The 24,205-nt window shown below is 69.0% G+C and carries 22 protein-coding genes; 10 read left to right on the top strand and 12 right to left on the bottom strand.

Translation table 11 applies throughout. The features are described 5' to 3' along the window. Nucleotides 1-67: 67 nt before the first annotated feature. Nucleotides 68-967, bottom strand: coding sequence for a hypothetical protein (locus tag ACF3M1_RS00240; protein WP_394002823.1), 900 nt, complete (start codon nt 965-967; stop codon nt 68-70). 93 nt (nt 968-1,060) lie between these two features. On the opposite strand from ACF3M1_RS00240, the gene ACF3M1_RS00245 reads away from it, so the two are divergent. The 3 genes from ACF3M1_RS00245 to ACF3M1_RS00255 are packed head-to-tail and all read left to right on the top strand — an operon-like array spanning nt 1,061 to nt 3,488. Next, nucleotides 1,061-2,338, top strand: coding sequence for an acetyl-CoA C-acetyltransferase (locus ACF3M1_RS00245; RefSeq protein WP_394002825.1), 1,278 nt, complete (start codon nt 1,061-1,063; stop codon nt 2,336-2,338). A 2-nt stretch (nt 2,339-2,340) separates the two neighbouring features. After that, nucleotides 2,341-2,910: a hypothetical protein gene (locus tag ACF3M1_RS00250; protein WP_394002827.1), complete on the top strand. Its 570-nt coding sequence runs from the start codon at nt 2,341-2,343 to the stop codon at nt 2,908-2,910. A gap of 5 nt (nt 2,911-2,915) precedes the next feature. Continuing rightward, nucleotides 2,916-3,488 carry a hypothetical protein gene (locus ACF3M1_RS00255; protein WP_394002829.1) on the top strand — a complete coding sequence of 191 codons (573 nt, stop codon included), beginning with the start codon at nt 2,916-2,918 and terminating at the stop codon, nt 3,486-3,488. 231 nt (nt 3,489-3,719) lie between these two features. Here ACF3M1_RS00255 and ACF3M1_RS00260 read toward each other — a convergent pair whose 3' ends face one another. Further along, nucleotides 3,720-4,991: a heme biosynthesis HemY N-terminal domain-containing protein gene (locus ACF3M1_RS00260; RefSeq protein WP_394002831.1), complete on the bottom strand. Its 1,272-nt coding sequence runs from the start codon at nt 4,989-4,991 to the stop codon at nt 3,720-3,722. An 88-nt stretch (nt 4,992-5,079) separates the two neighbouring features. Beyond that, nucleotides 5,080-5,859, bottom strand: a complete 780-nt coding sequence (locus ACF3M1_RS00265) for a uroporphyrinogen-III synthase (protein WP_394002833.1) — start codon at nt 5,857-5,859, stop codon at nt 5,080-5,082. A gap of 40 nt (nt 5,860-5,899) precedes the next feature. Here ACF3M1_RS00265 and ACF3M1_RS00270 point away from each other — a divergent pair, with 40 nt between their 5' ends. Continuing rightward, nucleotides 5,900-6,388, top strand: coding sequence for a YiiD C-terminal domain-containing protein (locus tag ACF3M1_RS00270; protein WP_394002835.1), 489 nt, complete (start codon nt 5,900-5,902; stop codon nt 6,386-6,388). 78 nt (nt 6,389-6,466) lie between these two features. Continuing rightward, the gene (locus ACF3M1_RS00275; protein ID WP_394002837.1) at nt 6,467-6,877 is read left to right on the top strand and encodes a YkgJ family cysteine cluster protein; all 411 of its coding nucleotides are present in this window, start codon (nt 6,467-6,469) and stop codon (nt 6,875-6,877) included. Between the two features lie 2 nt (nt 6,878-6,879). Here the strand turns inward: ACF3M1_RS00275 and ACF3M1_RS00280 are convergent, their stop codons facing one another. Beyond that, on the bottom strand, nt 6,880-7,737 hold the full coding sequence (locus ACF3M1_RS00280) for an alpha/beta fold hydrolase (RefSeq protein ID WP_394002839.1): 858 nt from the start codon (nt 7,735-7,737) through the stop codon (nt 6,880-6,882). Between the two features lie 242 nt (nt 7,738-7,979). Here ACF3M1_RS00280 and ACF3M1_RS00285 point away from each other — a divergent pair, with 242 nt between their 5' ends. Both ACF3M1_RS00285 and ACF3M1_RS00290 read left to right on the top strand, forming a co-directional pair. Then, the gene (locus ACF3M1_RS00285; RefSeq protein ID WP_394002841.1) at nt 7,980-8,588 is read left to right on the top strand and encodes a biliverdin-producing heme oxygenase; all 609 of its coding nucleotides are present in this window, start codon (nt 7,980-7,982) and stop codon (nt 8,586-8,588) included. Then, nucleotides 8,572-10,293, top strand: coding sequence for a GAF domain-containing protein (locus ACF3M1_RS00290; protein WP_394002842.1), 1,722 nt, complete (start codon nt 8,572-8,574; stop codon nt 10,291-10,293). Before ACF3M1_RS00285 ends, ACF3M1_RS00290 begins: the two co-directional genes overlap by 17 nt. Nucleotides 10,294-10,344: 51 nt before the next feature. Here ACF3M1_RS00290 and ACF3M1_RS00295 read toward each other — a convergent pair whose 3' ends face one another. The 6 genes from ACF3M1_RS00295 to ACF3M1_RS00320 form a co-directional block, all read right to left on the bottom strand. Then, on the bottom strand, nt 10,345-12,846 hold the full coding sequence (locus ACF3M1_RS00295; RefSeq protein WP_394002843.1) for a DEAD/DEAH box helicase: 2,502 nt from the start codon (nt 12,844-12,846) through the stop codon (nt 10,345-10,347). A 1-nt stretch (nt 12,847) separates the two neighbouring features. Beyond that, nucleotides 12,848-14,479, bottom strand: a complete 1,632-nt coding sequence (locus ACF3M1_RS00300) for a site-specific DNA-methyltransferase (RefSeq protein ID WP_394002844.1) — start codon at nt 14,477-14,479, stop codon at nt 12,848-12,850. Beyond that, on the bottom strand, nt 14,479-15,597 hold the full coding sequence (gene fic, locus ACF3M1_RS00305; RefSeq protein ID WP_394002846.1) for a protein adenylyltransferase Fic: 1,119 nt from the start codon (nt 15,595-15,597) through the stop codon (nt 14,479-14,481). The genes ACF3M1_RS00300 and fic overlap by 1 nt, the downstream gene beginning before the upstream one ends. A 154-nt stretch (nt 15,598-15,751) precedes the next feature. Then, nucleotides 15,752-16,768, bottom strand: coding sequence for a 3-oxoacyl-ACP synthase III (locus ACF3M1_RS00310; RefSeq protein WP_394002848.1), 1,017 nt, complete (start codon nt 16,766-16,768; stop codon nt 15,752-15,754). 166 nt (nt 16,769-16,934) lie between these two features. After that, the gene (locus tag ACF3M1_RS00315) at nt 16,935-17,246 is read right to left on the bottom strand and encodes a DUF4156 domain-containing protein (protein WP_394002849.1); all 312 of its coding nucleotides are present in this window, start codon (nt 17,244-17,246) and stop codon (nt 16,935-16,937) included. A 75-nt stretch (nt 17,247-17,321) separates the two neighbouring features. Next, complete coding sequence (locus tag ACF3M1_RS00320; RefSeq protein WP_394002851.1) at nt 17,322-20,201, bottom strand: M16 family metallopeptidase; 2,880 nt, start codon at nt 20,199-20,201, stop codon at nt 17,322-17,324. Between the two features lie 218 nt (nt 20,202-20,419). On the opposite strand from ACF3M1_RS00320, the gene ACF3M1_RS00325 reads away from it, so the two are divergent. From ACF3M1_RS00325 to ACF3M1_RS00335, 3 genes are all read left to right on the top strand, one after another. Continuing rightward, nucleotides 20,420-21,124, top strand: coding sequence for an SDR family oxidoreductase (locus ACF3M1_RS00325; protein ID WP_394002852.1), 705 nt, complete (start codon nt 20,420-20,422; stop codon nt 21,122-21,124). A 34-nt stretch (nt 21,125-21,158) separates the two neighbouring features. Beyond that, nucleotides 21,159-21,623, top strand: a complete 465-nt coding sequence (locus ACF3M1_RS00330) for a tRNA (cytidine(34)-2'-O)-methyltransferase (protein ID WP_394002854.1) — start codon at nt 21,159-21,161, stop codon at nt 21,621-21,623. A gap of 181 nt (nt 21,624-21,804) precedes the next feature. After that, nucleotides 21,805-22,383, top strand: coding sequence for a diffusible signal factor-reguated Ax21 faimly protein (locus ACF3M1_RS00335; RefSeq protein WP_394002856.1), 579 nt, complete (start codon nt 21,805-21,807; stop codon nt 22,381-22,383). 210 nt (nt 22,384-22,593) lie between these two features. Here ACF3M1_RS00335 and ACF3M1_RS00340 read toward each other — a convergent pair whose 3' ends face one another. Both ACF3M1_RS00340 and secB read right to left on the bottom strand, forming a co-directional pair. Further along, the gene (locus ACF3M1_RS00340; RefSeq protein WP_394002858.1) at nt 22,594-23,619 is read right to left on the bottom strand and encodes an NAD(P)H-dependent glycerol-3-phosphate dehydrogenase; all 1,026 of its coding nucleotides are present in this window, start codon (nt 23,617-23,619) and stop codon (nt 22,594-22,596) included. A 2-nt stretch (nt 23,620-23,621) separates the two neighbouring features. Beyond that, on the bottom strand, nt 23,622-24,143 hold the full coding sequence (secB, locus tag ACF3M1_RS00345) for a protein-export chaperone SecB (protein ID WP_394002860.1): 522 nt from the start codon (nt 24,141-24,143) through the stop codon (nt 23,622-23,624). Between the last annotated feature and the right edge of the window lie 62 nt (nt 24,144-24,205).

The raw sequence follows: 24,205 nt of genomic DNA on the forward strand, positions 1-24,205 counted from the left end.
CAGGGCGGTCGATCCAACCTGGTGAATGGAACCGGGCGTGACGTCAGGCCGCGCCCGGGCCTGACGCTCAGGCGAGCTCGGCGCGTGGATCGTGGCCCGGGCGGCAATGCACATACACCACCGGCACGGCGTGCGCCTGCAGCACGGCGGCGATCTGCTGCTGGCGGGCTTCGAACATGGCCAGCCCGCGCGCGAGCCGCGTCTCGTCCGTTTCAGTCGCCGCGGACCAGGCGCGCCAGTCGTCGGGCGTCAACAGTGCCATGCGCACCTCGCCGTCGACATACCGCAGCACCGGCTCCGGCGGTGCATCCAGCCACGCTTCGCTCGACGGCGCCAGCAGCGCCGTCTCCAGTACGTCCCACAGCGGCTCCAGGCCCTGGTTGGAATACTGCAGCGCGGTCATCGCCAGCAGGTCGTGGAGCGTGAGATAGCGCGCGTGTTCGATCCGCACGCCGAACGCGTCCTGCGCCAGCAATGCGGTTTCGGCCTGGGCCATGCCGAGGTCGAGCAGCATCGATTCCATGTGCGCGGCCACGGCCTCGGTCGCATCCGCCGCGCCGACCAGCAGGTAGGGCAGCACACGCAGCCGGCCACCGGCGAGCTGGGCGTCGGCGCGGAACGGCAGCGGCACTTCGCCGCGGGCGTCGGCGCCGAACGCGATGACGCGCGGCCCGTCCACGGACTGCGGCGCGCGTGCGCGCAGTTCGTCCAGTCGGCGGTGCAGGGGCCAGCCCGGCCGCAGCACTTCCGCAGGATCGAAATGCGCGGCGGCGAACACCAGGTCGAGGTCGCGAGCGCCCGGCACCAGGGCGCCGAGATCGCGGCCGATGCGGGTGGCGAGTTCGCCCGCGGCCTGCGGGGCCAGCGCGCCGTGCGTCGGCGACGCGTCGCCGCTGAGCTCCAGCGCGAGGACGCCGAGGACCTGGGGTGTCGAATCGTGATGGGAAATGTCGGGATCTGCGGTCATTGGCCGTGCACACCGGCAGCGATACACTCGTTCACATTATGCCCGTCGCGGGTCTGCGACGGTCTCACGCTCTCTTCCCGCGAGGAATTCCCGATGCTGCAAGGTCGTCCCGTCGCCGTGCTCGGTGGCGTCCGCATTCCGTTCTGCCGCCAGAACACCGCGTATGCAGACGTCGGCAACCTCGGCATGTCGGTGCGGACCCTCGGGGCGTTAGTGGAGAAGTTCGGCCTGCACGGCCAGCAGCTCGGCGAAGTGGCGATGGGCGCGGTGATCAAGCACTCCAGCGACTGGAACCTCGGCCGCGAAGCGGCGTTGTCGTCGGGCCTGTCGGCGCTGACCCCGGGCATCACCCTGCAGCGCGCCTGCGGCACCTCGCTCGATTCGATCATCACCATCGGCAACAAGATCGCCGCCGGGCAGATCGAATCCGGCATCGGCGGCGGTTCGGACACGACGTCCGACGTGCCGATCGTCTACGGCCGCGCGCTGCGCCGGCGCCTGCTCGCGGCGAACGCGGCCAAGACCACCCAGGACAAGATCGCCGCATTCAAGGGCTTCCGTCTGCGCGAGCTCAAGCCGGATTTCCCGGGCGTGGCCGAACCGCGCACCGGCAAGTCGATGGGCGAGCACTGCGAGGACATGGCGAAGGAGTGGAACATCTCGCGCGATTCGCAGGATGAGCTGGCCGTCGCCTCGCACCACAAGCTGGCCGCGGCCTACGAGCGCGGCTTCTTCGACGATCTGGTCGTCAGCTTCCGCGGTGTGGCGCGCGACAACATCCTGCGGCCGGACACGTCGATCGCGAAGCTCGCGACGCTCAAGCCGGCGTTCGACAAGGTCTCGGGCCGCGGCACGCTGACCGCCGCCAACTCGACGCCGCTGACCGACGGCGCGTCGGCCTGCCTGCTGGCCAGCGACGCCTGGGCCGCCGCGCACGGGCACGAGGTGTTGTGCCACATCCGCGACGTGCACGTGTCGGCGGTCGATTTCGTGCACGGCGAAGGCCTGCTGATGGCGCCGACGGTCGCCGTGGCCGAAATGCTCGCGCGCAACAATCTCACCCTGCAGGATTTCGACCTCTACGAGATCCACGAGGCCTTCGCCGCGCAGGTGCTGTGCACGCTGCGCGCCTGGGAAAGCGAGGACTACTGCCGCACGCGGCTCGGTCTCGACGCGCCGATGGGCCGGATCGACCCGGAGAAGCTCAACCCGCTGGGCTCGTCGCTGGCGACCGGACATCCGTTCGCGGCGACCGGTGCGCGCGTGGTCGCGACCGCTGCCAAGCAGCTCGCCGAACGCGGCGGCGGGCGTGCGCTGGTGTCGATCTGCACCGCCGGCGGCATGGGTGTGGTCGCCATTCTCGAGCGCTGAGCGTGCGCCGGCTGCTGGTCGCGTGCGTCTGCGCGCTGGGATCGGCCTGTGGCGGTCTTGGACACACGGCGTCCGCCGCCACCGGCCACGACGTGACCCGCTGGCCCTCCTGCGAGGCATTGGGCCAGACACTGGGCGCGCTGGTGGCGGGCCTCGACGACCCGTTCACGACGACGTTTGTCGATGAGCCCGGTGTGCTCGACGGCATGGAGTGCCGGTGGGGGCAGCCGCAGGACGACGATGCGGAGGGATTGCGCGCAGTCCTGCGGGGCGGCGACATCCGGCTGACGATCCAGGCCGGTCCGTTCGGCCCCGTGCCCGCCCGCCTGCGGCATGACGACCCCCGCGCCGCGGCGATCGACGGCTTCGGCCAGAGCGATGACGGCCGCTACGATCCGCAGGCGCAGGTGGACGTCTTCGCGCCGCGTGTCGTGGCCGGGAACCTCCGCGTTGCTGTCGAGCAGATGCCTTTCATGTTCTCCGACGCGCCCGGCCATCGGCTGACGGTGGACGATGCCGTCGCCGCAGCCGTCGATATCCACCGCGCGCTACGCGCCGAATCCGACGAGTGAGTGCCATGTCTTCCGAACTTCGCCTGTTTCCAGCGGTGTCCCTGATCGGCGTCGCCTGCACCGCGCTGCTGCTCGCGGCCTGTGGCGAGACCGATGCCCCCGTCCCGACCCACAGCCCGCAGCGGATCGAGGCGCCGGTGCCGGCCGCGGCGCTGCCGGACTGCGCGGCGATCGCCGAGGCGCTCGGACCGTTGACCGAGGGCCTCGCGGTCGTCGATCCGGCCGGCACGCGGCAGACTGCACCCGAGTCGCATGGGCTGAGCTGCGCCTGGCGTTCGGCCGATGACGGGGCCGCGCTGGGCGTCATCATCATCGTCGACAGCCAGCCGCTGACGGAACAGGACATGCGTCGGGCCGGCCTCTACGTGGCCGATCCTCGGGTGGCGGCACTGGGTGGCTTCATCGCGTTTCCGGACGGACAGCTCGACGGCGCCGCGATCCTGGGGCCGGTCGGCCCGCAGGTCATCGTGGGCCCGGTCACGGTCACGCTGGCCGGCAACGCCCGCGGCGCCGTCGCCGACGTGACCCTGGACCAGGCGATCGACGGCGCCGTGGCCGTGCACCGCCGGATGCGCTGAGCGCGATTCCGGGCGGGCATCCCGCGGCGCGAGACAGCGAAGACGCTGCGTCTGCCGGCGCATCCGGTGCCGGCAGCAGGTCGCGCGCGCTGAGGCGCCGGAGACGGGACGACACGGGCTGAAGCAGCCTCACCGGGTGTCGGACATCGCGGTGCGCGACGCCATGGACGCGTCACGTGATGTCTGCGCAGCCCTGCGACGTCGCGCCGCCCGTCACCCGGTCCAGCTTGGTTACACCCGTGGCGGCAGGTCGCGGTCGTCGGCGAGATGCGGCAGGCCTTGGGCGTCATGCGTGTCGATGGCCGGCGCCAGCGGTGGTGTGTGGGCCGCCGGCAGCGCGACGATGGGGGCATTGCGCGCGGCGCGCAGCGCGTTGGCGTAGCACAGCTGCGCGCGGTGATCGTCGCCTGCCGCGGCGTAGCCGTCGCCCAGCTGCACCCAGGCATCGCGGCCCGCGCCCTGGTCGATCGCACGCTGCAGATGATCGCGGGCCTGCGGCCACTCGTGATTGGCCTGGTGCAGGCGGGCCAGCCCCAGCATCGCGCCGGAGCTCGACGGATGGGCCTGCAGCCAGCGTTCGAGGCGGGTGCGGCGATGCGCCGGGTCGCCGACGTCGAGCGCCGAATACCGGCTTGCGAGCTGCTCGTCCCAGCGGGCATCGAGCGCCGTTTCCAACGCCCGCAGCGCGGCGTCGTGCCAACCCAGCGCCACGGCGCGGTCGACGTAGGCCAGCACCACCGGCGATTCGGTCTTCAGCGCCTTCGGCAGGCCTTCCCAGCGTTCGGCCAGCACGTTCTGCTCGCCGGCTTCGCGCAGCGAGGCCGCTGCCCAGCGCACTTCACGCGCGGCGAGCTGGGCGTCGGGCAACGCGCGCTGCTGACGCAATGCGCCAAGCAGACCGTAGGCTTCGGCGGCATGACCGGTCATCGCCCAGGCGTCCGCACGCAGGGCGAGGCCACGCGGCGGCAGCGGCTGGGCGGTGGGCGATTCGAGCGCGGCGAGTGCATCGATCGGGCGCTCTTCGAGCAGCGCGATCTCGGCGAGCGCGATCGCGCGGGTCGCCGGATGGCGGTCGCTGAAGCGGTCGAGATGCGCGCGGGCCGCGACCGCGTCGTCGCGTGCGATCGCGGCCTGCGCCGCCGCCACACGGCCGGCGGATTCGTAATAGGGCGTTTCGTCGGCCGACTGCAGCAGCAGCTTTTCGGCCTTGGCGTAATGGCCCTGGTGCAGGGCTTCGAGGCCTTCGCCGAGCCGGCTCTGCGCCCGGGTTTCGCGATAGCGGCCCCAGCTGCGGAACGGCAACATGATCAGCGTGACCAGCAGCCAGAACAGCACCAGCGCACCGAGCGCCATCGCGATGGCGTTGACGAGCGTCGCCGTGCGGTCGACGCCGCCGTAGCGGACCAGCACGTAGCCCGGGTCATGGGCCAGGAAGAACTGCGCGGCGAGGGCGCCGATGAGCGCGATGACGATCCAGACCAGCAAGGCGCGGAGCAGGGACATGGCGAGGATTCCGGGGGTCGGGGGTCCGAGGGAACGCCCACGCTGCCAGAAAGCCTCGTGACGGCCCCGTCGCGGATCAGTGGCCCATTCAGCAAAGAGCCGGGCTGTCGACGGCGGCGGCCAGCAGGGAGGCGGGTCGGGCGTCCGCAGCTCGCCGCACGTCGTCGAAGCCCTCGTCACGAAGCAGCCCTTCGAGCCGCGTGCTCGCGGCCACCGCGCGTGCGGTACGCAGCCGGGACGCGGCGTGCTCCGGTAGATGGGTCAAGGTCAGGATCAGGGCTTCGGCGCTGCTGACCGGCAACAGCCACGGCGCAGGCAGGGCCATCAGCGCGGCGATCCGGGCCGGTGCCGGTGGCATCGGCTGCCGCGCATAGACGTCGGCGCGCAGGACCCGGGCGCCGGCGTGCACCAGCGCCGGGGCGAGCACGCCCCGGCCCCCAGGCGCGGTCACCAGGCCGACCGTGCGGCCGCGGATCGCCGCCAGCTCCGGCAAGGCCAGCAGGCCCTCGCTGTCCATCCGGGTCGGCGCCCGCGCCCCGGCGATTCCGGCTGCGTGCAGTGCGCGCGCCGTCGTATGGCCGACCGCGAGCCACGACTGCGCCGGTCGCGCCGGTCCCAGAGGCTGCAGCGCCCGGGCGGCCTGCACGGCCGGCGGACTGGTGAACAGCACCACATCGGCCGCGAGTGCCGCCAGCAGTGTCTGCCGGGTGGCGGCATCGTCGCGATGCACCAGTCGCCACGGCGGCAATGCGAAGGTGCGGGCGCCCAGACGTGCCGCCGCACGCCGCAGCCCGTCGTGTGCTCCGGCCGGTCGCAGCGAGATGACGTAGTATCCCGCCAGAAGCGAGGAAGCCGGCGCGGCATGCATGCGCTCAGCTTGGTGGCTGCCGGGAGACGGCGCAAGCCGCATGACCCGATCCCCCAGGACCCGCATGACCCACGATCCGTTGCACGCCCTCGAGGCGCATTACCGTTCGATGCCGCCCGTGGTCGCCATGCAGGTCCGCATCGCCGGCTTCGATGGCGACCGCCTGCGCCTGCAGGCGCCGCTGGCCACGCACGTCAACGACAAGGGCACCGCCTTCGGCGGCAGCCTGACATCGCTGATGACGCTGGCCGCCTGGGGCCTGACCACGCTGCAGGTCGAAGCCGCCGGGCTCGATGCCGAGGTCTACGTCGCCGACTCGGACATCCGCTACAAGGCGCCGTTACGGGCCGACCTCGAGGCCGAGGCCAGCCTGGCGGCCGGCGACTGGGAGGCGTTCCTGCGGACGCTGCGCCAGCGCGGCCGCGCGCGGGTGACGCTGCGCGCCCGGGTGACCCTGCCCGAAGGCGGCGTGGCGACCGAAATGCAGGCCCGCTACGTGGCGATCCTGCGCCCGTCCGCCGCCGCCTGAGCGTCCGCGCCGGCGGCACTTGCGCGTGGCGCGCGCGCTGCCACACTTCGGCGCCTTTCCCTGTGCCTGTCGGCCTCCATGTCGCATCCCTGCCTGACCTGTGGTGCGTGCTGCGCGTTCTTCCGTGTCAGCTTCCATTGGAGTGAGGCCGATCCCGCAGTGGGCGGGCACGTGCCTGTCGAACTCACCGAACCCCTGCGCACGCACGAGCGCGTGATGCGCGGCACCTCGCAGGCGCAGCCGCGCTGCATCGCGCTGGATGCCGACATCGGCCGGTATTCACGCTGTTCGATCCATCCGGTGCGGCCGTCGGCCTGCGCCGCCGTGCCGGCATCGCTGGAGTTCGGTGCCCGCAGTGCGCAATGCGACAAGGCCCGGCTCGCGCATGGCCTGCACGCGCTCGAAGCCGCCGACTGGCGCTGGCGCGAGGCCGTGGACAGCACCGTGCTGGACGACGCCTACACCGTTGCCCCGGCCGTCACGGCCTGAGATCAGGCGCTCGGCACGACCATCGGATTGCGGTCCAGAAACCCGCGGATCTTCGGCACCAGCACCTCGTGCCGGTCCTCGAGCACGTAGTGGCCGGCATCCTCGAACGCCTCGACCTCGGCCTGCGGCAGCGCCGCGCGGAAACCGTCGAGGAAGTGGCGGTCGAACACGAAATCCTTGAGCCCCCAGCCGATGAACGCCGGGCGGTCGGCGTAGTCGGGCAGGCGTCTGCCGGCGGCCTCGAGCAGGGACCACGCCCGGTCCTTCGGGCCCAGCGGAATGTCCTGCATGAAGCGGATCGTGCTGATGCGGTGCGCCCAGCTGTCGTAGGGCGCGACATAGGCCCGGCGCACGTCGGCCGGCATGCGCCGCTCCACGCCGAACCACGAGGCGCCGGCGGAGAACGCGTTGAACCCGCGGATGATCCATTCGCCGACCGTGTAGTCGCGCCCGAGTGCGATCTGCCACGGCATCGGCTTATCGGACCGCATCGGGAACGCCGCGGTATTGGTGATCACCAGCCGGCCGACCTGCGGCATGTGCTCGAGCGCCCAGCCGAAGCCGATCATCCCGCCCCAGTCATGGACGGCCAGCGTGATCGGGCCGTCGATCTCCAGATGGGCGAGCAGCGTCTGCAGATCCTCGATCCGCGACGCCAGCGTGTAGTCGTAGCGCGGCGATGCACGTTTCGCATCGTCCGGTTTGTCCGACAGGCCCATGCCGATGTGGTCGGGCACGATGCAGCGGTACCGGTCGCGCAGGCCGTGCACCAGGTGCCGCCAGTAGTAGCTCCACGACGGATTGCCGTGCAGCATGACCACCACCTCGCCGTCGCGCGGGCCTTCATCGAGGAAGTGCATGCCGACGCCGGGACGCACATCCAGGCGATGGTGAGTAAAGGAGTAGTCAGGAAACTGCACGGCCGTTAACGCCCGGATTTGGGAATCGAAGACAGTCATTGTAGTCAGGCCGCCATTCGACCACCGGATCTTGTGGGAAATGCCTGCTTGTTCAGGCGCTGTGCGCGGGAAAGTTGTTCCATTCATAAGCGGGAAAATGAACAGAGCCGTGCGCTGACGATCGGTAAAATTCGCCGGTGAACATGAATGCGCTACGGCAATCCCACGACGCGTCCCGTGCCCCGAGCGGCGCGCGGGAGTCGCTGCGTGACGCGACCGCCGCGCAGCACGCGCAGGTCGACAGCGCGTTTCCCGACGGCCTGGGCACGCCGCAGGCCTATGCGCGGTATCTGCGCGGCATGCACCGCTTCGCGCTGGAATTCGAACGCGCTACCGGGCACACCCCCCGTCACTCGCGCTGGCTGGCCCGGGATCTGGCGGCCGTCGGCCTCGCCCCGCTTCCGGTGCTGCAGCCGCAACCGCCGGTGCGCGACGCCGACACGGCGACGGGCTGGGAGTACGTCATGGCCGGCAGCAGCCTGGGCGCCCGGTATCTGGTGCGCGCGGTGCGGCGGCTCGGCCACAGTGCCGAACACGGCGCGTGTTTCCTCGAATGCCACGGCACCAGCGACGACTGGCGCCAGGTCCAGACCCGGCTCGCGGCGTTCGACGTCGACGATGCCCCGCGGCTCGCGCGCCTGATCGGCGGTGCACGCGATGCCTTCACCCTCGTCGCCGCGTGCCTTGCGCGCGGTTCCGATCCGGCCCCCGCCCAGGACACCGAGGAGCACGCCCTTGAACCCAGCCCTTGAACGCGCCCTGGAGGCGTGTGCCAACGAGCGGATCCACCTGTCGGCCGCGATCCAGCCGCACGGCTACCTGATCACCTGCCAGCTGCCCGACTGGACCATCCACCACGTGTCGGCCAACGTCGAAGCGCTGATCGGCGCTTCGGCGGACGAGATGCTGCGCTGCTCGCTGCGCGAATTCCTCACCGACGATCTGATCCAGGCCATCGCCGAGACCATCGGGTTCGGCGAGCCGGGTGCACCGCCGCAGCGTGCGGCCGTGGCCAATATCGGGCCGATGGCACACCTGTGCGACGTCAGCGTGCACGTCACCGACGGCCTCGTGCACATCGAGATCGAACCGCAGCCGCGCAGCGCCGGCGAGCGTTCGCCGACCGTCGTCGCCCAAACGATGATCGCGCGCGTCGCCAACAGCGCCGACATCGCCGATTTCAACCAGCGCGTGGCCGAACAGGTCCGTCTGCTGACCGGCTACGACCGGGTCATGGTCTATCGCTTCCGCCACGACGACGCCGGCGAAGTGGTCGCCGAGTCGCGTGATTCCGCGCTGCCGGCGTACCTGGGCCTGCGCTATCCGGCCTCCGACATTCCGGTGCAGGCGCGCGCGCTGTACCTGCGCAACCGCATCCGGGTGATTCCGGATGCGCGCTACGTGCCCGTTCCGATCCTGCCCGAGCGCGATACGCGCGGGCAGCCGCTGGATCTCAGCCAGCACGCGCTGCGCAGCGTCTCGCCGGTGCATCTGGAGTATCTGGCGAACATGGGCGTGGTCGCGTCGATGTCGATCTCGATCATCTCCGGCGGCCGCCTGTGGGGCCTGATCGCCTGCCACCACCGCAGCCCGCGCCGTGTGCCGCCGGGCGTGCGTGCGGCGGCCGACCTGTTCGGCCTGTTCGTCTCGATGCGCGTGGCGTCGCGCGAGCAGCAGCACGCTGCGGCGCTCGAGGAAGACGCGCGCAACGTCCGCGACGCCCTGGCCCTGCGCCTCGACAATGCCAGTGAGCCCCGCCTGGCGCTGACCAGCGAGCTCGACCTGCTGGTGCGTGCGGTCGATTGCGACGGTGTCGGTCTATTGCAGGCCGGGCACTGGTACAGCGCCGGGCGTGCGCCGGACGAGGCGCGCGTGCCGGGTCTGCTCGACTGGTTGCAGAGCGGCAGCACAGGCGCGGGCCCGATCAGTACCGACCGCGCCGAGGAGTGGGCCGGCTCGCTGGACGTCGCCGACGGCCTGGCGGGCGTGCTCGCCCTGCCGCTCGATCTCGGCCGGGACGAATGGCTGTTCTTCTTCCGCCGCGAACAGGTGGACGAGGTGCGCTGGGCCGGCAGCCCGGAGGAGCCGTTCCTGCTGCACGACGACGGCACCCGGATCGGCCCGCGTGCGAGCTTCGCGGCCTGGCACGAGACCGTGCGCGGCGTCAGTGCGCCGTGGAGCGATGCCGACCGGCGGATCGTCGGGCGCCTGCATCTGATGCTGCGCGAGCGCTATCGCCGCAGTGCGCTGCAGCCGGATCTGGGCGACATCCGTGCCCAGGGCACGCGCCTCGACGTGCGCAGCCAGCGCGACCGGTTGCTGCAGCTGTCCGAGTTGCTCGACGGCCTTGTGCACGTGAGTCCGCAGGACGCCGCGCAGCTCTCTGACCGGATCAACCGGCTGGAATCCGACCTGCAGAACCTGATCGACAGCGCGGTGGTCGAACAAGAGGACTGAGCGGGTGGTCATGCGCGCGGGAGACGCGTTGACCGCTCTCAGGCGCGTGAACTATTGGAATCGGAGTCTTTCGACGCTGAAGACGCCATCGCTCTGGAGCGAGCCGCCGAGCTCTCGCAGGAACATGAATTCACGGGTGCTGCGCTTGCGGCCCACCATGAACACCCGGCCGTAGTCGATGTGAGAGGCCGTACTTTTCTCGACCTCGGTGGGAACGCCCCAAAGGTGGGGGCCTTTCGGTTCAAGTAAGGCGATGCCGTCGCCAGGCCGGTCGGGAAGATGGACGATGAAGTCGGGATAGAAGCCCGCGCCATCGTCCCATCGATACAGGCCTACCCCGCGATGCGGCACGTTGCGATGCCACCATCTGACGAGCGGATGTCGATCCAACTGCTCGGCGATCGCTTGCTCGTCGTTGTTCATGCCCGGCGGGAATACGCCATACAGTCCCTTGTTCGCCGGACGCAGCCGATGATCGCTTTGAAGTTCTGCCGCAAGCGCGACATCGATGTCCCGGATCTGATGCTGACGTAGACGACGGAACGCGTCACGCAGCAGTTGAGGCCGTCGCACCAACACCAGGTCGAGTTGCTGCATGCGCGTTTCCTCGTCCGCTGCAATCTCGGCGCCCGATGCTTCAATTGCTTGGACGAAACGTTCCAGCAGGCGGGCATAGAGCTCCCGGTCATTGGCCTCGCGCAGACGCAGGCGAATCTGCTCGGCTCGATCTGCGACCGCCTCCGTCGACAGACTGGCCCAGACGTCCGCGCCGTCTTCGGCGATTCCGTTGCGTTCAAACAAACCGCTGTCGACGCGCTGCACCTGGACGCGGCCGCGCGTTCGATCGTTGAGCACCTCTGCAGAAAAATCCACGTGCGCTGCCAGGCCCGCCTCGAAGTCAGCAGGGGGAGGCGGCAACGCCTCGCCCCGCAACGTGGGCGGCGCATCTGCGCGACGGGGGTACCGGTAGAGACTGTCCTGTGCAAGGGCAAGCGCATCGGTCACACCCTCGATTGCTGTCGCCGGGGCGTCGCCAGTACCGCCTGCGATCTCGAGCAAGGCCTGGGTCACGTCTGCAAAGCCTGAGAACGGCGTGTCGCGCAACGCGCTGTCGGCGTTCGCCATGTCACCCAGCGGCCGGTGGTCACCGCTCTGGGTCGTATCCAGGAGGCTGGCCGCACCATCGGCGACCAACAGGCTCAGCGGCTCGCCGCTGCGCACGACCTGCAACTGCGTGGCATCCCCGACCACGGTGACCACCGTCTGGGTACCCAGCTCAGGTGCTTGCGTGGTCAGGGCGTTGATCTGGGTGCCCGCCTCCAGCAGGCCCTCCTGTGATTCGGCGTTGGCCAGAAACACGTAGCCATGATCGAGCACGGGCGGCAGGTCAATCCGCGCCTGCAGCAGGGCATGACGCCGCACGATCCGACCGATCACCTGCACGCCGAACGACACGTCGCGCGCGCCGCGCAATGCGGTGAGCGTAAACGCGCGCGGCGCGTCGAAACCGAGGGCCACCGCCATCTTGAAGATCAGCACCTCGACCGTCGGATCGTGTGCAAGCGCCAGCAGATCTGGATCGGGCTCGGCAGCGGTATGTACGCGTACCGCAGCTGGATCGAACTGCAAGGTGTCGACCAGATAGCGGCGCGCCGCTTCCTGCGCGTCCTTGCCATCAGGCACCTGCACCAGCATGAGCGGGGTGAGCGACACGCCCTGCGCTTCCAGATCGCGCTTGATGCGCCGGTGCATTGCGGTGCATTCGCGCAGCGCGAGATGTTCGAAATCCACCAGCTGCGCCGTGTCGCCGTCGCGCGCGATGAAGCGCACCATGCGAACGCCGCGCTTGAGCAGTCTGGCCTCGACGGCATCGAACCGGCTGACCGATGCCCAGTCCGCGGGCTCGCCCAGTGTGTATCCCGTGGCGCGCTCGAAGGTTCCCATGTCGTCATCGCGCGGCGTCGCGGTCATCAGCAGTGCGTAGTCGGGCTGCAGCGCTTCGCTGAAGAACGCGCGGGCCTGGTTCGCGCGCTGGAATCCGTGGTGCGCCTCGTCCACGACGCATCCGATGCGCAGGCCCTGTTCGCGGGCCTGGGCGATCACCGCATCGATCGAGAGACCTGCATCTCCAGTCTGGCGTGCGCGTCGCGAGTCGGCATTGCGCGCCGCCAGCGACGCCCAGGTCACCACGAACACGCCGCCGCTGCGCACCGCATCGAGCTGGCGGTCGCTGTCCAGATCGAACACAGTCAGTTCCGGTGCCTGCGAGGCGATCACCCGCCGCGACTGGTCGACCAACCCCGTGAACGGCGCGAACCAGAACCACAGCACACGCTCCTGCGCCGACGTGCGGCGCATTGCCTCGACTGCGATCAGCGTCTTGCCGGCGCCCGTCGGCGCCTGCAGAACGAGCGCCGCATCGTTGCGACGGGCCTCGGTCAACCGCTCGGGGGCGGCGTGGGCCAACTGCGCATAGAGCGCGCGCACGTTGTCGAATCGCGCGACGATGCCGCTGCAGACGGTCTCTTGAAAGGGTTTCAGTGAAGCGGCCATGTCAGCGTCCGAAGCGTTCGCGCAGGTGGTGCGGAATGAGACGCCAGTCGTGCGGCGAATCGGCGGTACGGTCGCGCTCCGGCGACCAGCTGTAGAGCGTGGCCGCCCGCATGCCGCGGGCGTCGAGCCACGCAGTCATGCGGGCGCGGCTGGACGGGTAGGCGTCGGCGAGATAGGTGAAGGTGTCATCGTCGCCCCCGGTGCTCGCCGCGAACCCGCCGCCCGGCCACGGCGTCAGCGGATGTCCATGCAGCAACTGCAATGCGGTCCAGATCTCGGCGTGATCCAGCTTCTGGGTCATGCGGTGGGCCGGCACGCGGCGCGCGCGTAAGTAAGCGAATCCACCCCCCAGACCGTCGACTTCGACACCCTTCGCATTGGTATAGCCGGCCTGCACCCGACGCACGCGCTCGGCGCAGACATCTCGACACAGGTTCTTGTCGGGCTGCTCTTCGGTTGCTTCTGTGCTGCTGACGAGGATGAACTTCCGGCTGCCACCGTCTTCGGCGTTGAGCTTGGCGACGGCTTGGGCGAACGTGCCGGAGCCGGCAAAAAAATCGAGCACGGTGTCATTGGGCTTAGTAGCGATCCGCAGGATGCGCTCCATCAACTGAACTGGCTTCGGTGTAGAAAAAACCTCTCCGGACGATTCGAATTGGAGCACGTCGAGCAGCTGTTTTTTCGCGTCTTGCGTATGTCCGACTTCGGCATAGGTCCACAGCGTTTGAGGAACTGTCCCTTGTTGTACATCTGATAGGAAGCGCTTCAAACGCGGCATGTTACCGCCGTCCTTGCCCCACCAGATACGGCCATCCTCGTCTAGCGCCTTGAATCTTTCCTCGGAAAATCTCCAGTACATGCCTGATGGCGGGCCTTCGATCAGCCGCCCCGTCGGTCCAGTAATCGGGTAGGTCCCCTTGGAGTAGTAGTTCCTTGCTGACAAATCTCCAGAGGTCCAGACGCCGCGCGGATCGTTGTCCGGATTCTTATAGGCTTTGTCTTGAGAAGCTGTCCTCGGCAGAAGATTTGGCGCCCATTGATTACGGGACCGCGCGTACACGACGAGATACTCGTGATCGTCCGAAAAGTGTTGGGCTGTGCCCTTGGGAGAAAACACCTTCTGCCAAATCACGTTCGCAATGAAGTTGTCCTCACCAAATACCCGGTCCATCAGCATCCCGAGCCGAAACAGCTCGTTGTCATCGATGCTGACGAAGATCACACCATCATCCGCCAGCAGTTCCTTCGCGAGCAGCAGGCGCTGATACATGAACTCCAGCCACAGCGAATGGCGGAAGCGGTGCGTCCTGTCGACAAACCGGTCGTTGTAGACGAAGTCGCGATTGCCGGTGTTGTATGGAGGGTCGATGTAGATGCAGCGGATTGCCCCCTTGTGGCTGGCGCGCAGCGCGCGCAGCGCATCGAAGTTGTCGCCTTCGATGATGAGGTTGTCCCAGGGCGCATCGCCGTGACTGAGCGCCGGGTCCAGCGTCAAGGCGACGAAGTCGCTGTTGATCGCGGTGTCGGCTTCGATCTCGTCACGCTCCCACACCAGCCCGAGTTGACGCTCGGCATCGCGGCGCTGCAACAGACGGACCAGGGTCTCGCGATCGAGCGTGTCGTAATCAGGCATTACTTGAAATCCGGTTGCGGCAGTGCGTAGCGCTGCGGCGCGTGGGTGTTGTCGGACAGCAGGCGCAGGTAGGCCGGATGCAGGAACAGCTTCTCCTTGCCCATGCGTTGTTCCTGCAGCACGCCAATGTCCACCAGCTCGCGCAGGTAGCGCGCCGCCGTCTCGCGCTTGGCAATGCCGGCTTCCACCACGTTGTGGATGCGGCAGTAGGGCTGGCTGAAAAGCACATCGACCAGTTCGCGGGTGTAGACCTTGGGTCGCTGTGCGCGCACCCATTCGCAGGCGTCTTCATGCAGACGCCGGATCGCTTCGATCTTGGCGCTGGTCCAGCGTGCGGTGTCGGCGACCGCGTCGAGCATGTAGGCCACCCATTCTGTCCAGGCGCCGTCCCGCGTGACTTCGAGGAGCAGGCGGTAGTAATCCGCCTTGCGTTCGATGATGTAGCGCGACAGGTACAGCACAGGCTGGTCGAGCAGATCCTGCTCCACCAGCATCAACAGGTTGAGCACACGACCTGTGCGGCCGTTGCCGTCGGTGAAAGGATGGATCGCTTCGAACTGGTAGTGCGCGACCGCCATGCGGATCAGCGGGTCGATGTCTCGCGCGTCATGGATGAAGCGCTCCCAGTTGGCCAGCTTGTCGCGCAGCAAGGTTTCGCCAACAGGCGGCGTGTAGATGATCTCGCCAGTCTGCTGGTTGCCCAGTGCGGTGCCGGGGATGCGACGGACCTGCATCTGGGCGTTCTTGATCCGGGAGCAGACAATCTCGGCTGTGGTTGTCGACAGCGGTCGCGTGGACAGGGCCTGGAAGCCCTCGTTCAATGCGCTCCGATAGCGCAGCGCTTCACGCGTTGCGGGGCTGGCTGTCTCGATGTGGTCCGCGTAGCGGAACAACTCGTCCGTCGTGGTGACGATGTTCTCGATCTCGGAGCTCGCCTGCGCCTCGAGGATCGGAATCGTATTGATCAGAACCGCGGGATTGGGCAGATGGCCTGTGGCCTGTCGGAGCGATGCCAGCGCCTTGTGCGCTTCGATACAGGCTTTCAACAGGTCTCGGGTCTCCAGCTCCACGGCGGGCGGAAGCAGGGGGAGATCGTTGTAGGGGCGCTGGGGATCCATGCGGATCGCTCATGTCGACGACGTCGACATGATGTCTCCTACGTGTCGATAAATAAACAATTATTCGACATGAACGATATCTGCCGCACGGCGAGGATAGGAAAAAGGCCGGACATGCCGGCCTTTTCGAACCCTCACATCGCCAGAGGCTGGATTACCACTCCACCTCGGCCATCGTGCAGTTCAGGCCCGAGCCGATGCCCAGCAGCGCGATGCGGTCGCCCTTCTTCAGGCGGCCCAGTTCCTTGAGCTTGCTCAGCACGATCGGCACCGAGGCCGGGCCGATGTTGCCGTGCTCGCCGAAGATCGTGTGGACCTTGGCCGGATCGATGCCGAACGACTGCACGAACGCACCGGTGTGCACCTTGCTGACCTGGTGGATCACGAACTGGTCCAGCTCGTCGACCACCCAGCCCATCGCCTCGCGCGCGGCCAGGAAGGTCTTCTGCGCCAGCTTCATGCCTTCCATCAGCAGCATGCGGGTGTCGGTGACCATGCGGTCGAGGTTGCCGCGGCACAGGGTGTTCCACTCGGTCGCCGAGCGGGTCACGCCGCCCTTGTAACGCGGCGCGTCGGGCAGCAGGTCGGCGCGTGCGAGCACCATCGCCGCCGAGCCGCAGCCGAGCGTCAGCGTGGCCAGCTCGTTGCGGAAATCCTCTTCGGTCGTCTCCGGGCGCAGCAGGCGCTCGATGGTCTTCTCGTAGGCGAGGTTCGCGGTCTCGCCGTCGACGACGAGCGCGTAGTCGATCTCGCCCAGCTCGATCATCCGGCTGGCGACGTCCATGCCGTTGACGAAGGCCAGGCAGGCATTCGCCAGGTCGTAGTTCTGGCAGGTGTCCGGAATGCCGAGGTTGCCGCCGACGATGCTGGCGGTGGACGGCTCCAGGTAGTCACGGCTGACCGAGGTATTGACCAGCAGGCCCAGCTTCGCGACGTCGATACCGGCATCGTCGAGCGCCTTGCGGCCGGCCATCGTCGCCGCGTCCGAGGCCTGGACCTCGTCGTCCCACAGGCGGCGGGCATTGATGCCGGCGATGTCCTTGAGCACGTCGGTCTTGATGCCGAGGCGGTCGATGGTCGGTTTCAGCCTTGCGTTGATCTCGTCGCTGGTCACGCGGTTCGGCGCATCGACATGGGCGAGGCCGGCAATGGCGACGTTTTTGAAGAGCATGGGCAGGGCGCCGGATCTGGCAAGGGAGCCGCATAGGGTACCCGCTTCGGCGGGGCGACGCATGACGCGGGGCGGGCGGACGCCCGCCGTGGCCCCGCGCGGGACGCAGGGGCCGGGTTCTCGAGGCGCCTGCAGAGACCCGCGCCGAGCGGCGCGGCCGACCGGATCAGCGGCCGCAGCGCCAGGCCGCGAAGCGCTGGCTGCCGCCGGCGGGCTCGCCCAGCGGGTGGATGGTGTCGGCATTGAGGCCCGGTGCCTCGTTGCGCGCCAGGGTTTCCAGTTCCTCGCGCACGCGCAGCTGGTTGCGGTCGATGAACGCGATGCTGTGCTTGACCGACACCTCCACCTCGCCACGCTTCTCGCAGCCCGACGGCGCGGCGCTGGTCACGCGGACCGCGCTCGCGCCGGGCGCCATGTGCACCCAGGTGCAGCCGGTGACGGACAGGGACAGCAGCAACACCATCAGGGACATGCGCATGGAGGGCTCCGGAAGCGGGGGCAGGGCGAGGCCGCCATTGTGGCGGGCATCGCGGGGCGGGAACACAACGCGGGCTTACTTCGTCGGCGGCGTGACCGGCGCGCCGTCGGCATCGATGACCTGCACCTCGCCCAGTTCGAGCGCGCGGATCGGCGCCTCGATCTGCGTGAGATCGCCCACGACCACCCAGGTCAGCGCCTTGGGATCGATCGTCGTCGCCACGCCGCTGAGGTCGGCCACCGTCATCGACTCGATCTCGGCCTTGCGCTGGAACACGTAGTCGTCCGGACGGCCGAAGCGCACGTTGCCGCCGATCGTCGACATCACCGCCCACGCGGTTTCGTAGGCACCGGGCAGGCTGAGCGTCTGGATCGCCTGGGCGCGGGCGAGTTCGGCGGCGGTTGCCGGACGCTCGCCCGCGGCGAAGTCGGTCAGCTCACGCTGGATCTCGGCCATCGCCTCGGCGGTCTTGTCGATCTGCACCGGCGCCGACGCCATCCACGGACGCTGGCCCAGCGTGCCGCTGGCCGAGCTGCGCGCACCGTAGGACCAGTGCTTGTCCTCGCGCAGGTTCATGTTCAGACGCGCGGTGAAATCGCCGCCGATCACGGTGTTGGCCATGTCGAACCGGGTCGACGAGGCATCGTTGGTCGGCGGGATCACCTGTGCGGCGAAGATGTTCGCCTGCACCGCGCCGGGCTGGTCGATCAGGAACACGCGCGGGGCGGTGGGACGCGCGACCTCGGCCACGTCGATGGCCGCCGGCGCCGCGCCGGCGCCGCGCCAGTCGCCGAAGTGCGTTTCCAGCATCGGCACGATCTCGTCCAGCGTGGTGTCGCCGACGACGATCAGCGTCGCGCCTTCCGGGCGCACCCAGTCGCGGTGGAAGGCGACCAGCTCGTCGCGCGTGAGCTTGGCGATCGCGTCTTCGGTGCCGCTGCCGGTAAACGGGATCGCGTACGGATGCCCCGCGCCGTAGACCAGCGGCGGCAGCACGCGCATCGCCACGCTCGACGGGCGCGCCTTCTCCTGCGCGATGCCGGCGATCCACGTCGCCTTGATGCGGTCGATTTCGGTCTGGTCGAAGTTCGGGCGACGCAGCATGTCGGCGAACAGCGCCAGCGACGGGTCGAGATTTTCCTTCAGCGCCGAGACGTAGGCGTTGCTGCCGTCGAGCGACGCGCCTGCGCCGAGGCTCGCGCCCAGCGCTTCGACGCGGTCGGCAAAGTCGAGTGCGCTCAGGCCGCCGGCGCCTTCGTCGAGCACGTTCATCGTGAAGCTCGCGGTGCCCGGCGTGCGGCCCAGATCGGCGGTATAGCCGCCCTTGAACTCGTAGCTCAGCTGCACGACCGGAATCTCCGGACGACGCGCAAGGATCACCTGGGTGCCGTTGGACAGCGTCGCGCGCTGCTGCTCGGGAAACTTCAGTTCCGGGAACGACGCGGTCTTCGGCACGCCGGCGCTGCGGTCGATGCGGCTGCGCGTGGTCGTGTACTGGGCATCCGGCGCCGGCGGGGTGAACGGCGCGGGCGTGACCGCGGGCTCTTCGGCCAGCGGCGTGCGTGCGCCTGGTACCACCGTCAGCGTGTGGCTGCCGACGTCGAGCCACTTCGCGCCGGCTGCCCTGACGTCCTCGGCAGTGGTCGCGGCGACGTTCGCCAAGGACGCGCGGAAGCAGCCCGGATCGCCCTCGTAGACGGTGCATTCGGCCAGCGCGTCGGCCTTGCCGCCGAAGCCGCCGATGCGCTCGATGCCGCGCACAAAGCCGGCGCGGAACGAGGTCTTGGCGCGTTCCAGTTCCTCGGCGCTCGGGCCTTCGGCGATCAGGCGCGCCAGTTCCTCGTCGATCGCCGCTTCCACCGTCGCCGGGTCGACGCCCTGCTTGACGGTCGCCATCACGACGAAGTTCGAACCCAGCTGCGAGCCGTAGGCGCCGGCGCTGATGTTGTCGACCAGGCGGTCGCCGTGCAGCAGGCGACGATCGAGGCGCGAGGCCTTGGCGCCGCCGAGCAGGCTGCCCAGCACCTGCAGATGATCGATCTCGGTCGTGCCCAGTTCGGCCACGTTCCAGGCGCGGTAGATGCGCACCTGCGGCACCTGGTCCTCCAGCGTCTCGCGGGTGTCGGCGGGGCGTTTGGCCACGTCGACGGCGGGCTGCGCCATCGTCGGGCCGGCCGGAATGTCGCCGAAGTACTGCGCCACTTTCCGGCGCGCGGTGGCCACGTCGATGTCGCCGGCCAGCACCAGCACCGCGTTGTTCGGGCCGTACCAGGTGCGGAACCACTGCTTGACGTCGTCGAGCGAGGCCGCATTGAGGTCGTTCATCGAGCCGATGACGCCGCGGTGATACGGGTGGCCGGCCGGGTACAACGCACGGGTGAGGCGGTCCCAGACCTGGCCGTAGGGCTGGTTCTCGCCCTGGCGCTTTTCGTTCTGCACCACGCCGCGCTGCTCGTCGAGCGCCGCCTGGTCGACCGCGCCGAGCAGGTGGCCCATGCGGTCGGATTCCATCCACAGCGCCATGTCGAGCGCGGTGGTCGGCACGTTCTGGAAGTAGTTCGTGCGGTCGGTATTGGTGGTGCCGTTCTGGTCGGTCACGCCGACCTGCTTGAAGGGATCGAAGAACTCGCCGTCATGATGTTCGCTGGCCTGGAACATCAGATGCTCGAACAGGTGCGCGAAGCCGCTGCGGCCGGCCGGCTCGTCCTTGCTGCCCACGTGGTACCAGATGTTGACCGCGACGATCGGCGCCTTGCGGTCGGTGTGGACCACCACGCGCAGGCCGTTGGGCAGGGTGAAGGTCTCGTACGGAATGTCGACGCCGGCGGCCTGGGCGGGCGGTGCGGCCAGCGCCATCGGCGAGGCGGCGAAACCGGACAGGGCGAGGCCGCAGGCCAGCGCGAGCAGGGCCGCGCGCGGGCGGGTCGGGGCGGTACGAAGACGGTCAGCGGACATGCCGATCCTTGGGGTGCGGGCAGGGTTGGACCCGCATCGTAGCCAGCGGGGGCGGGTCCGGCACGGGCCGCAGGTCATGGTCGGCCGTCGCGGTCCAGCAGGCGCGCGTTCGCGCGCGATCGGGCTTGCCCGGTAATGCCGCTCGCGCGCAAGCGCGCTCCTACAGGGGCTCACGGGCGGCGCGCTAGCATCGGAACCTCCCGCCTGCGAGATCTGCCATGACCGACTGGACCCTGGTGACCGGTGCCAACCGCGGCCTCGGCCTGGAATTCGTCCGCCAGCTGCTGGCCGACGGCACCCGCGTCGTCGCGACCTGTCGCCAGCCCGGCAAGGCCACCGCGCTCAACCATCTCGCTGCCGAATATCCGGGCCATCTGAAGGTGCTGCCGCTGGATGTCGGCGATGCCCGTTCGCGCGACGAGCTGGTGCGCGAGTGGCCGCTGGCCGCGGGCGAGAACGCGCGCATCGGCGTGCTGATCAACAACGCCGGCGTGCTGCACAGCGGCGAGCGCTTCGGCACGCTGTCCGCCGACACGCTGGACGACAGCCTGCGCATCAACGTCACCGGCCCGCTGTTGCTGACCCAGGCGCTGGCGCCCCTGTTGCGTGACGGCGCGCGTGTCGCCAACCTGTCCTCGCAACTCGGCTCGATCGCCAACACCGCGCGCTTCGGCACGCCGAGCTACGCGATCAGCAAGGCCGCGCAGAACATGGCGACCGTGCAGCTGGCGCACGCCCTGCGCGAGCGCGGCATCATCGTCGTCGCCCTGCATCCCGGTTGGGTGCGCACCGACATGGGCGGCGCGCAGGCCAGCGAAGTGCCCGAGGATTCGGTCGCCGGCCTGCGCAAGGTGATCGATGGTCTGGGCCCGGAAGACAGCGGCCGTTTCCTCGACTGGACCGGCGCGGCGCTGCCCTGGTGACCGACAATGGCCGGCCCGCCGCCCGGTCCGGTCCATGTTCGACGTCATCCTGCACACGCCCGAGATTCCGCCCAATACCGGCAACGTGATCCGCCTGTGCGCCAACACCGGCGCGCGGCTGCATCTGGTGCGGCCGCTGGGTTTCGATCTCGACGACCGCAACCTGCGCCGCGCAGGCCTCGACTACCACGAGTACGCGACGCTGCAGGTGCATGACGATCTCGATGCCGCGCTCGCGGCGATCCGGCCGGCGCGCCTGTTCGCACTGAGCACGCGCAACAGCGTGCGTTTCGATCAGCCGGCGTTCGTGCCGGGTGACGCCTTCCTGTTCGGCAGCGAGACCCGCGGCCTGCCGGACGACGTGCTCGGGCGCGTGCCCGACGGCCAGCGCCTGCGCCTGCCGATGCGGCCGGGCAACCGCAGCCTCAACCTGTCGAATGCGGTTGCAGTCGTCGTGTTCGAGGCGTGGCGGCAGCAGGGCTTCGCCGGCGGCACCTGACACCGGCATTCGCACTAAGTTCCTGTACTTTTAAGTTCAATATTCAGCGCCGGTTGTCGGCGCAGGCCGAGAATGCAGTCCTCGGCCCGGACGGCTGTGCTTCCCCCCCCTCGAAGCATCCCCTCCCCCTGCTGTCCGGGCCGACATTTCTTCCCACCCCACCCAGCGAGCGACCGATCCGATGAAGCGTGCGTTGACCCTGGCGCTACTTGCCGCAGCCCTTCCGTTCACCGCCCAGGCGGCCGAAGGTCTGTCGTACACCTACATCGAAGGTGGGTATTCCGCCAGCAAGTACGACATCGCGCCGGTCAACCGGGATGTCGATTCGGACGGCTGGTCGGTACGTGGCTCGGCCGCGTTCCATCCGAACTTCCACGCCTTCGGCGATTACACCCGCGAGAGCGTGGATCGCAGCCCGCTCGACCGCGACCAGTGGCGCCTGGGCATCGGCTACAACCACGAGATCAACGCGCGCACCGATCTGCTGACCCGCGTGGCCTACCAGACGATCGATTTCGGCCGCGGCGTCGATGCCGACGGTTACGCGGTCGAGGTGGGCGCGCGCAGCGCATTGCTGCCGGCGCTCGAAGGCTATGCGCTGGCCGGCTACGAGGATTACGGCAGCGGATTCGACAGCGAGTTCTACGGCCGCCTCGGCGCGCAATGGAAATTCACGCCGAACTTCGGCGTCGCCGGCGACGTCAAGCTGGTCCGTGGCGGCGACACGCAGTGGTTCGTCGGTCCGCGCCTGCGCTGGTAAACGGGTCCCCCGTGGCATCCGGGTCCGCGCTTCCCCCGGCGCGTCCCCTCTCTCTCTCCTGGATGCCACACCGCCCCGGCCCGCTCACGCAGGCCGGGGTTTTTTTATGTCGGGTGGATCGGACGACCGGGGGCCGGACCAAGGCACCCCACACGAACGCCCGGTGTGAGCCGGGCGTCGTTCAAGCCGTCGATGGCACGCAGGCCGGCGTCAGCCGAACAGGGCGTCGGGATATTCCGGCTTCTGCTCGCGCGCCATCAGGCGTTCGAGGCCCTCTACCGGCGAGATTTCGCCGTGCAGCACCGCGCGCACGTTGCTGGAAATCGGCAGTTCGATGCCGTGGCGCTCGGCCAGGCGCATGACCTCGTCGGCGGTCTGCACCGATTCGACCACCTGGCCGATCGCGCGGACCGCGTCCTCGAGCTTCTCGCCTCGGCCCAGGGCGAGACCCAGCCGGCGATTGCGCGACAGATCGCCCGAGCAGGTCAGCACCAGATCGCCGAGGCCGGCCAGACCCATCAGGGTTTCCGGACGACCGCCGATCGCCTGGTTGAGGCGCAGCATCTCGTTGAGGCCGCGGGTGATCAGGCCGGTGCGGGCGTTGAGGCCCAGCTCCATGCCGTCGGCCGCGCCGGTGGCGACCGCCAGCACGTTCTTCATCGCGCCGCCGAGCTCGGCGCCTCGCATGTCGGTGCCGGTGTAGGCGCGGAACGTCGGGCCGTGCAGCACGTCGGCGACGGTCTGCGCGAAGGCCTCGTCGTCGGACTGCACGGTGATCGCGGTCGGCAGGCCGGACGCGACTTCCTTGGCGAACGACGGGCCGGTGACGACGGCCAGCGGCACGTCCTCGCCGACCAGGCCGCCGGCCACTTCATGCAGGAAGCGGCCCGAGCCGGGCTCGAAGCCCTTGGTCGCCCACGACACGCCGACGCCCGCCGGGCGCAGCGGCGCCAGCAGTTCCAGCGTTTCGGTGAAGGCGTGCGACGGCACGACGACCAGGATCAGGCCGGCGCCTTCGACGGCGCGTGCCATGTCGGTGGTCGCGCGCAGCGTCTCGGGCAGCGGAATGCCCGGCAGGTAGCGCGGATTCTCGTGGCGCTGGTCGATCGCCTCGATCTGCTCCGCATTACGGCCCCACAGCGTGGTGGGGTGCCCGTTGCGGGCGATCAGCGAAGCGAGCGCGGTGCCCCAGGAGCCCGCGCCCAGCACCGCGACCGCGGTCTTGCGATCGGTCACGCTCAGGCGTTGCCGATCTGGTCGGTCGTCGGCTGCTCGCCGCCCTGGGCGCGCTGGCGCAGGCCTTCGGCGTAAAGCGCGTCGAAGTTGATCGGCTGCAGCAGGAACGGCGGGAAGCCGCCGGCCTGGATCAGCTCGCCGATCAGCTGGCGGGCGTAGGGATAGAGCACGTTCGGGCACTGGGTGCCGAGCAGCGCGTCGAGGGTGTTGCCGTCGAAGCCGGCCAGGCCGAACACGCCGGCCTGCTTCACTTCGGCCACGTACACCGTGTTCGCGTTGTCCTCGCCCAGGCTGCAGGTCAGGGTGATCGCCAGCACGACCTCGTAGGCGTTGTCGCCGACGCGCTGGACGCTCTGGTTCAGGTTCATGTTGAGCTGCGGCTGGGTCTGCTCGCTGAAGATCGCCGGCGACCGGGGCGACTCGAACGAGACGTCCTTGACGTAGATCTTCTCGACGCTGAACTGCGCGCCGGTCGGGGCGGGGGCCGCGCCGTTGGCGCCGTTGGTGGCCTGTTCTTCGGACATGTGGATCAACTCCAGCAAGGATGGAATGAAGGCGGATCGCCGATTATGGCACCCGCCGGAAT

It is taken from the genome of Luteimonas sp. WGS1318 (assembly GCF_043187535.1).
GTDB lineage: Bacteria > Pseudomonadota > Gammaproteobacteria > Xanthomonadales > Xanthomonadaceae > Luteimonas.

Excerpts from the sequence above, each read along its gene's own strand:
- ACF3M1_RS00240 (WP_394002823.1), bottom strand. The coding sequence starts at position 967 with ATGACCGCAGATCCCGACATTTCCCATCACGATTCGACACCCCAGGTC.
- ACF3M1_RS00245 (WP_394002825.1), top strand. The coding sequence starts at position 1,061 with ATGCTGCAAGGTCGTCCCGTCGCCGTGCTCGGTGGCGTCCGCATTCCG.
- ACF3M1_RS00255 (WP_394002829.1), top strand. The coding sequence starts at position 2,916 with ATGTCTTCCGAACTTCGCCTGTTTCCAGCGGTGTCCCTGATCGGCGTC.
- ACF3M1_RS00260 (WP_394002831.1), bottom strand. The coding sequence starts at position 4,991 with ATGTCCCTGCTCCGCGCCTTGCTGGTCTGGATCGTCATCGCGCTCATC.
- ACF3M1_RS00265 (WP_394002833.1), bottom strand. The coding sequence starts at position 5,859 with ATGCATGCCGCGCCGGCTTCCTCGCTTCTGGCGGGATACTACGTCATC.
- ACF3M1_RS00270 (WP_394002835.1), top strand. The coding sequence starts at position 5,900 with ATGACCCGATCCCCCAGGACCCGCATGACCCACGATCCGTTGCACGCC.
- ACF3M1_RS00275 (WP_394002837.1), top strand. The coding sequence starts at position 6,467 with ATGTCGCATCCCTGCCTGACCTGTGGTGCGTGCTGCGCGTTCTTCCGT.
- ACF3M1_RS00280 (WP_394002839.1), bottom strand. The coding sequence starts at position 7,737 with ATGCACTTCCTCGATGAAGGCCCGCGCGACGGCGAGGTGGTGGTCATG.
- ACF3M1_RS00285 (WP_394002841.1), top strand. The coding sequence starts at position 7,980 with ATGAATGCGCTACGGCAATCCCACGACGCGTCCCGTGCCCCGAGCGGC.
- ACF3M1_RS00295 (WP_394002843.1), bottom strand. The coding sequence starts at position 12,846 with ATGGCCGCTTCACTGAAACCCTTTCAAGAGACCGTCTGCAGCGGCATC.
- ACF3M1_RS00300 (WP_394002844.1), bottom strand. The coding sequence starts at position 14,479 with ATGCCTGATTACGACACGCTCGATCGCGAGACCCTGGTCCGTCTGTTG.
- fic (WP_394002846.1), bottom strand. The coding sequence starts at position 15,597 with ATGGATCCCCAGCGCCCCTACAACGATCTCCCCCTGCTTCCGCCCGCC.
- ACF3M1_RS00310 (WP_394002848.1), bottom strand. The coding sequence starts at position 16,768 with ATGCTCTTCAAAAACGTCGCCATTGCCGGCCTCGCCCATGTCGATGCG.
- ACF3M1_RS00315 (WP_394002849.1), bottom strand. The coding sequence starts at position 17,246 with ATGCGCATGTCCCTGATGGTGTTGCTGCTGTCCCTGTCCGTCACCGGC.
- ACF3M1_RS00320 (WP_394002851.1), bottom strand. The coding sequence starts at position 20,201 with ATGTCCGCTGACCGTCTTCGTACCGCCCCGACCCGCCCGCGCGCGGCC.
- ACF3M1_RS00325 (WP_394002852.1), top strand. The coding sequence starts at position 20,420 with ATGACCGACTGGACCCTGGTGACCGGTGCCAACCGCGGCCTCGGCCTG.
- ACF3M1_RS00330 (WP_394002854.1), top strand. The coding sequence starts at position 21,159 with ATGTTCGACGTCATCCTGCACACGCCCGAGATTCCGCCCAATACCGGC.
- ACF3M1_RS00335 (WP_394002856.1), top strand. The coding sequence starts at position 21,805 with ATGAAGCGTGCGTTGACCCTGGCGCTACTTGCCGCAGCCCTTCCGTTC.
- secB (WP_394002860.1), bottom strand. The coding sequence starts at position 24,143 with ATGTCCGAAGAACAGGCCACCAACGGCGCCAACGGCGCGGCCCCCGCC.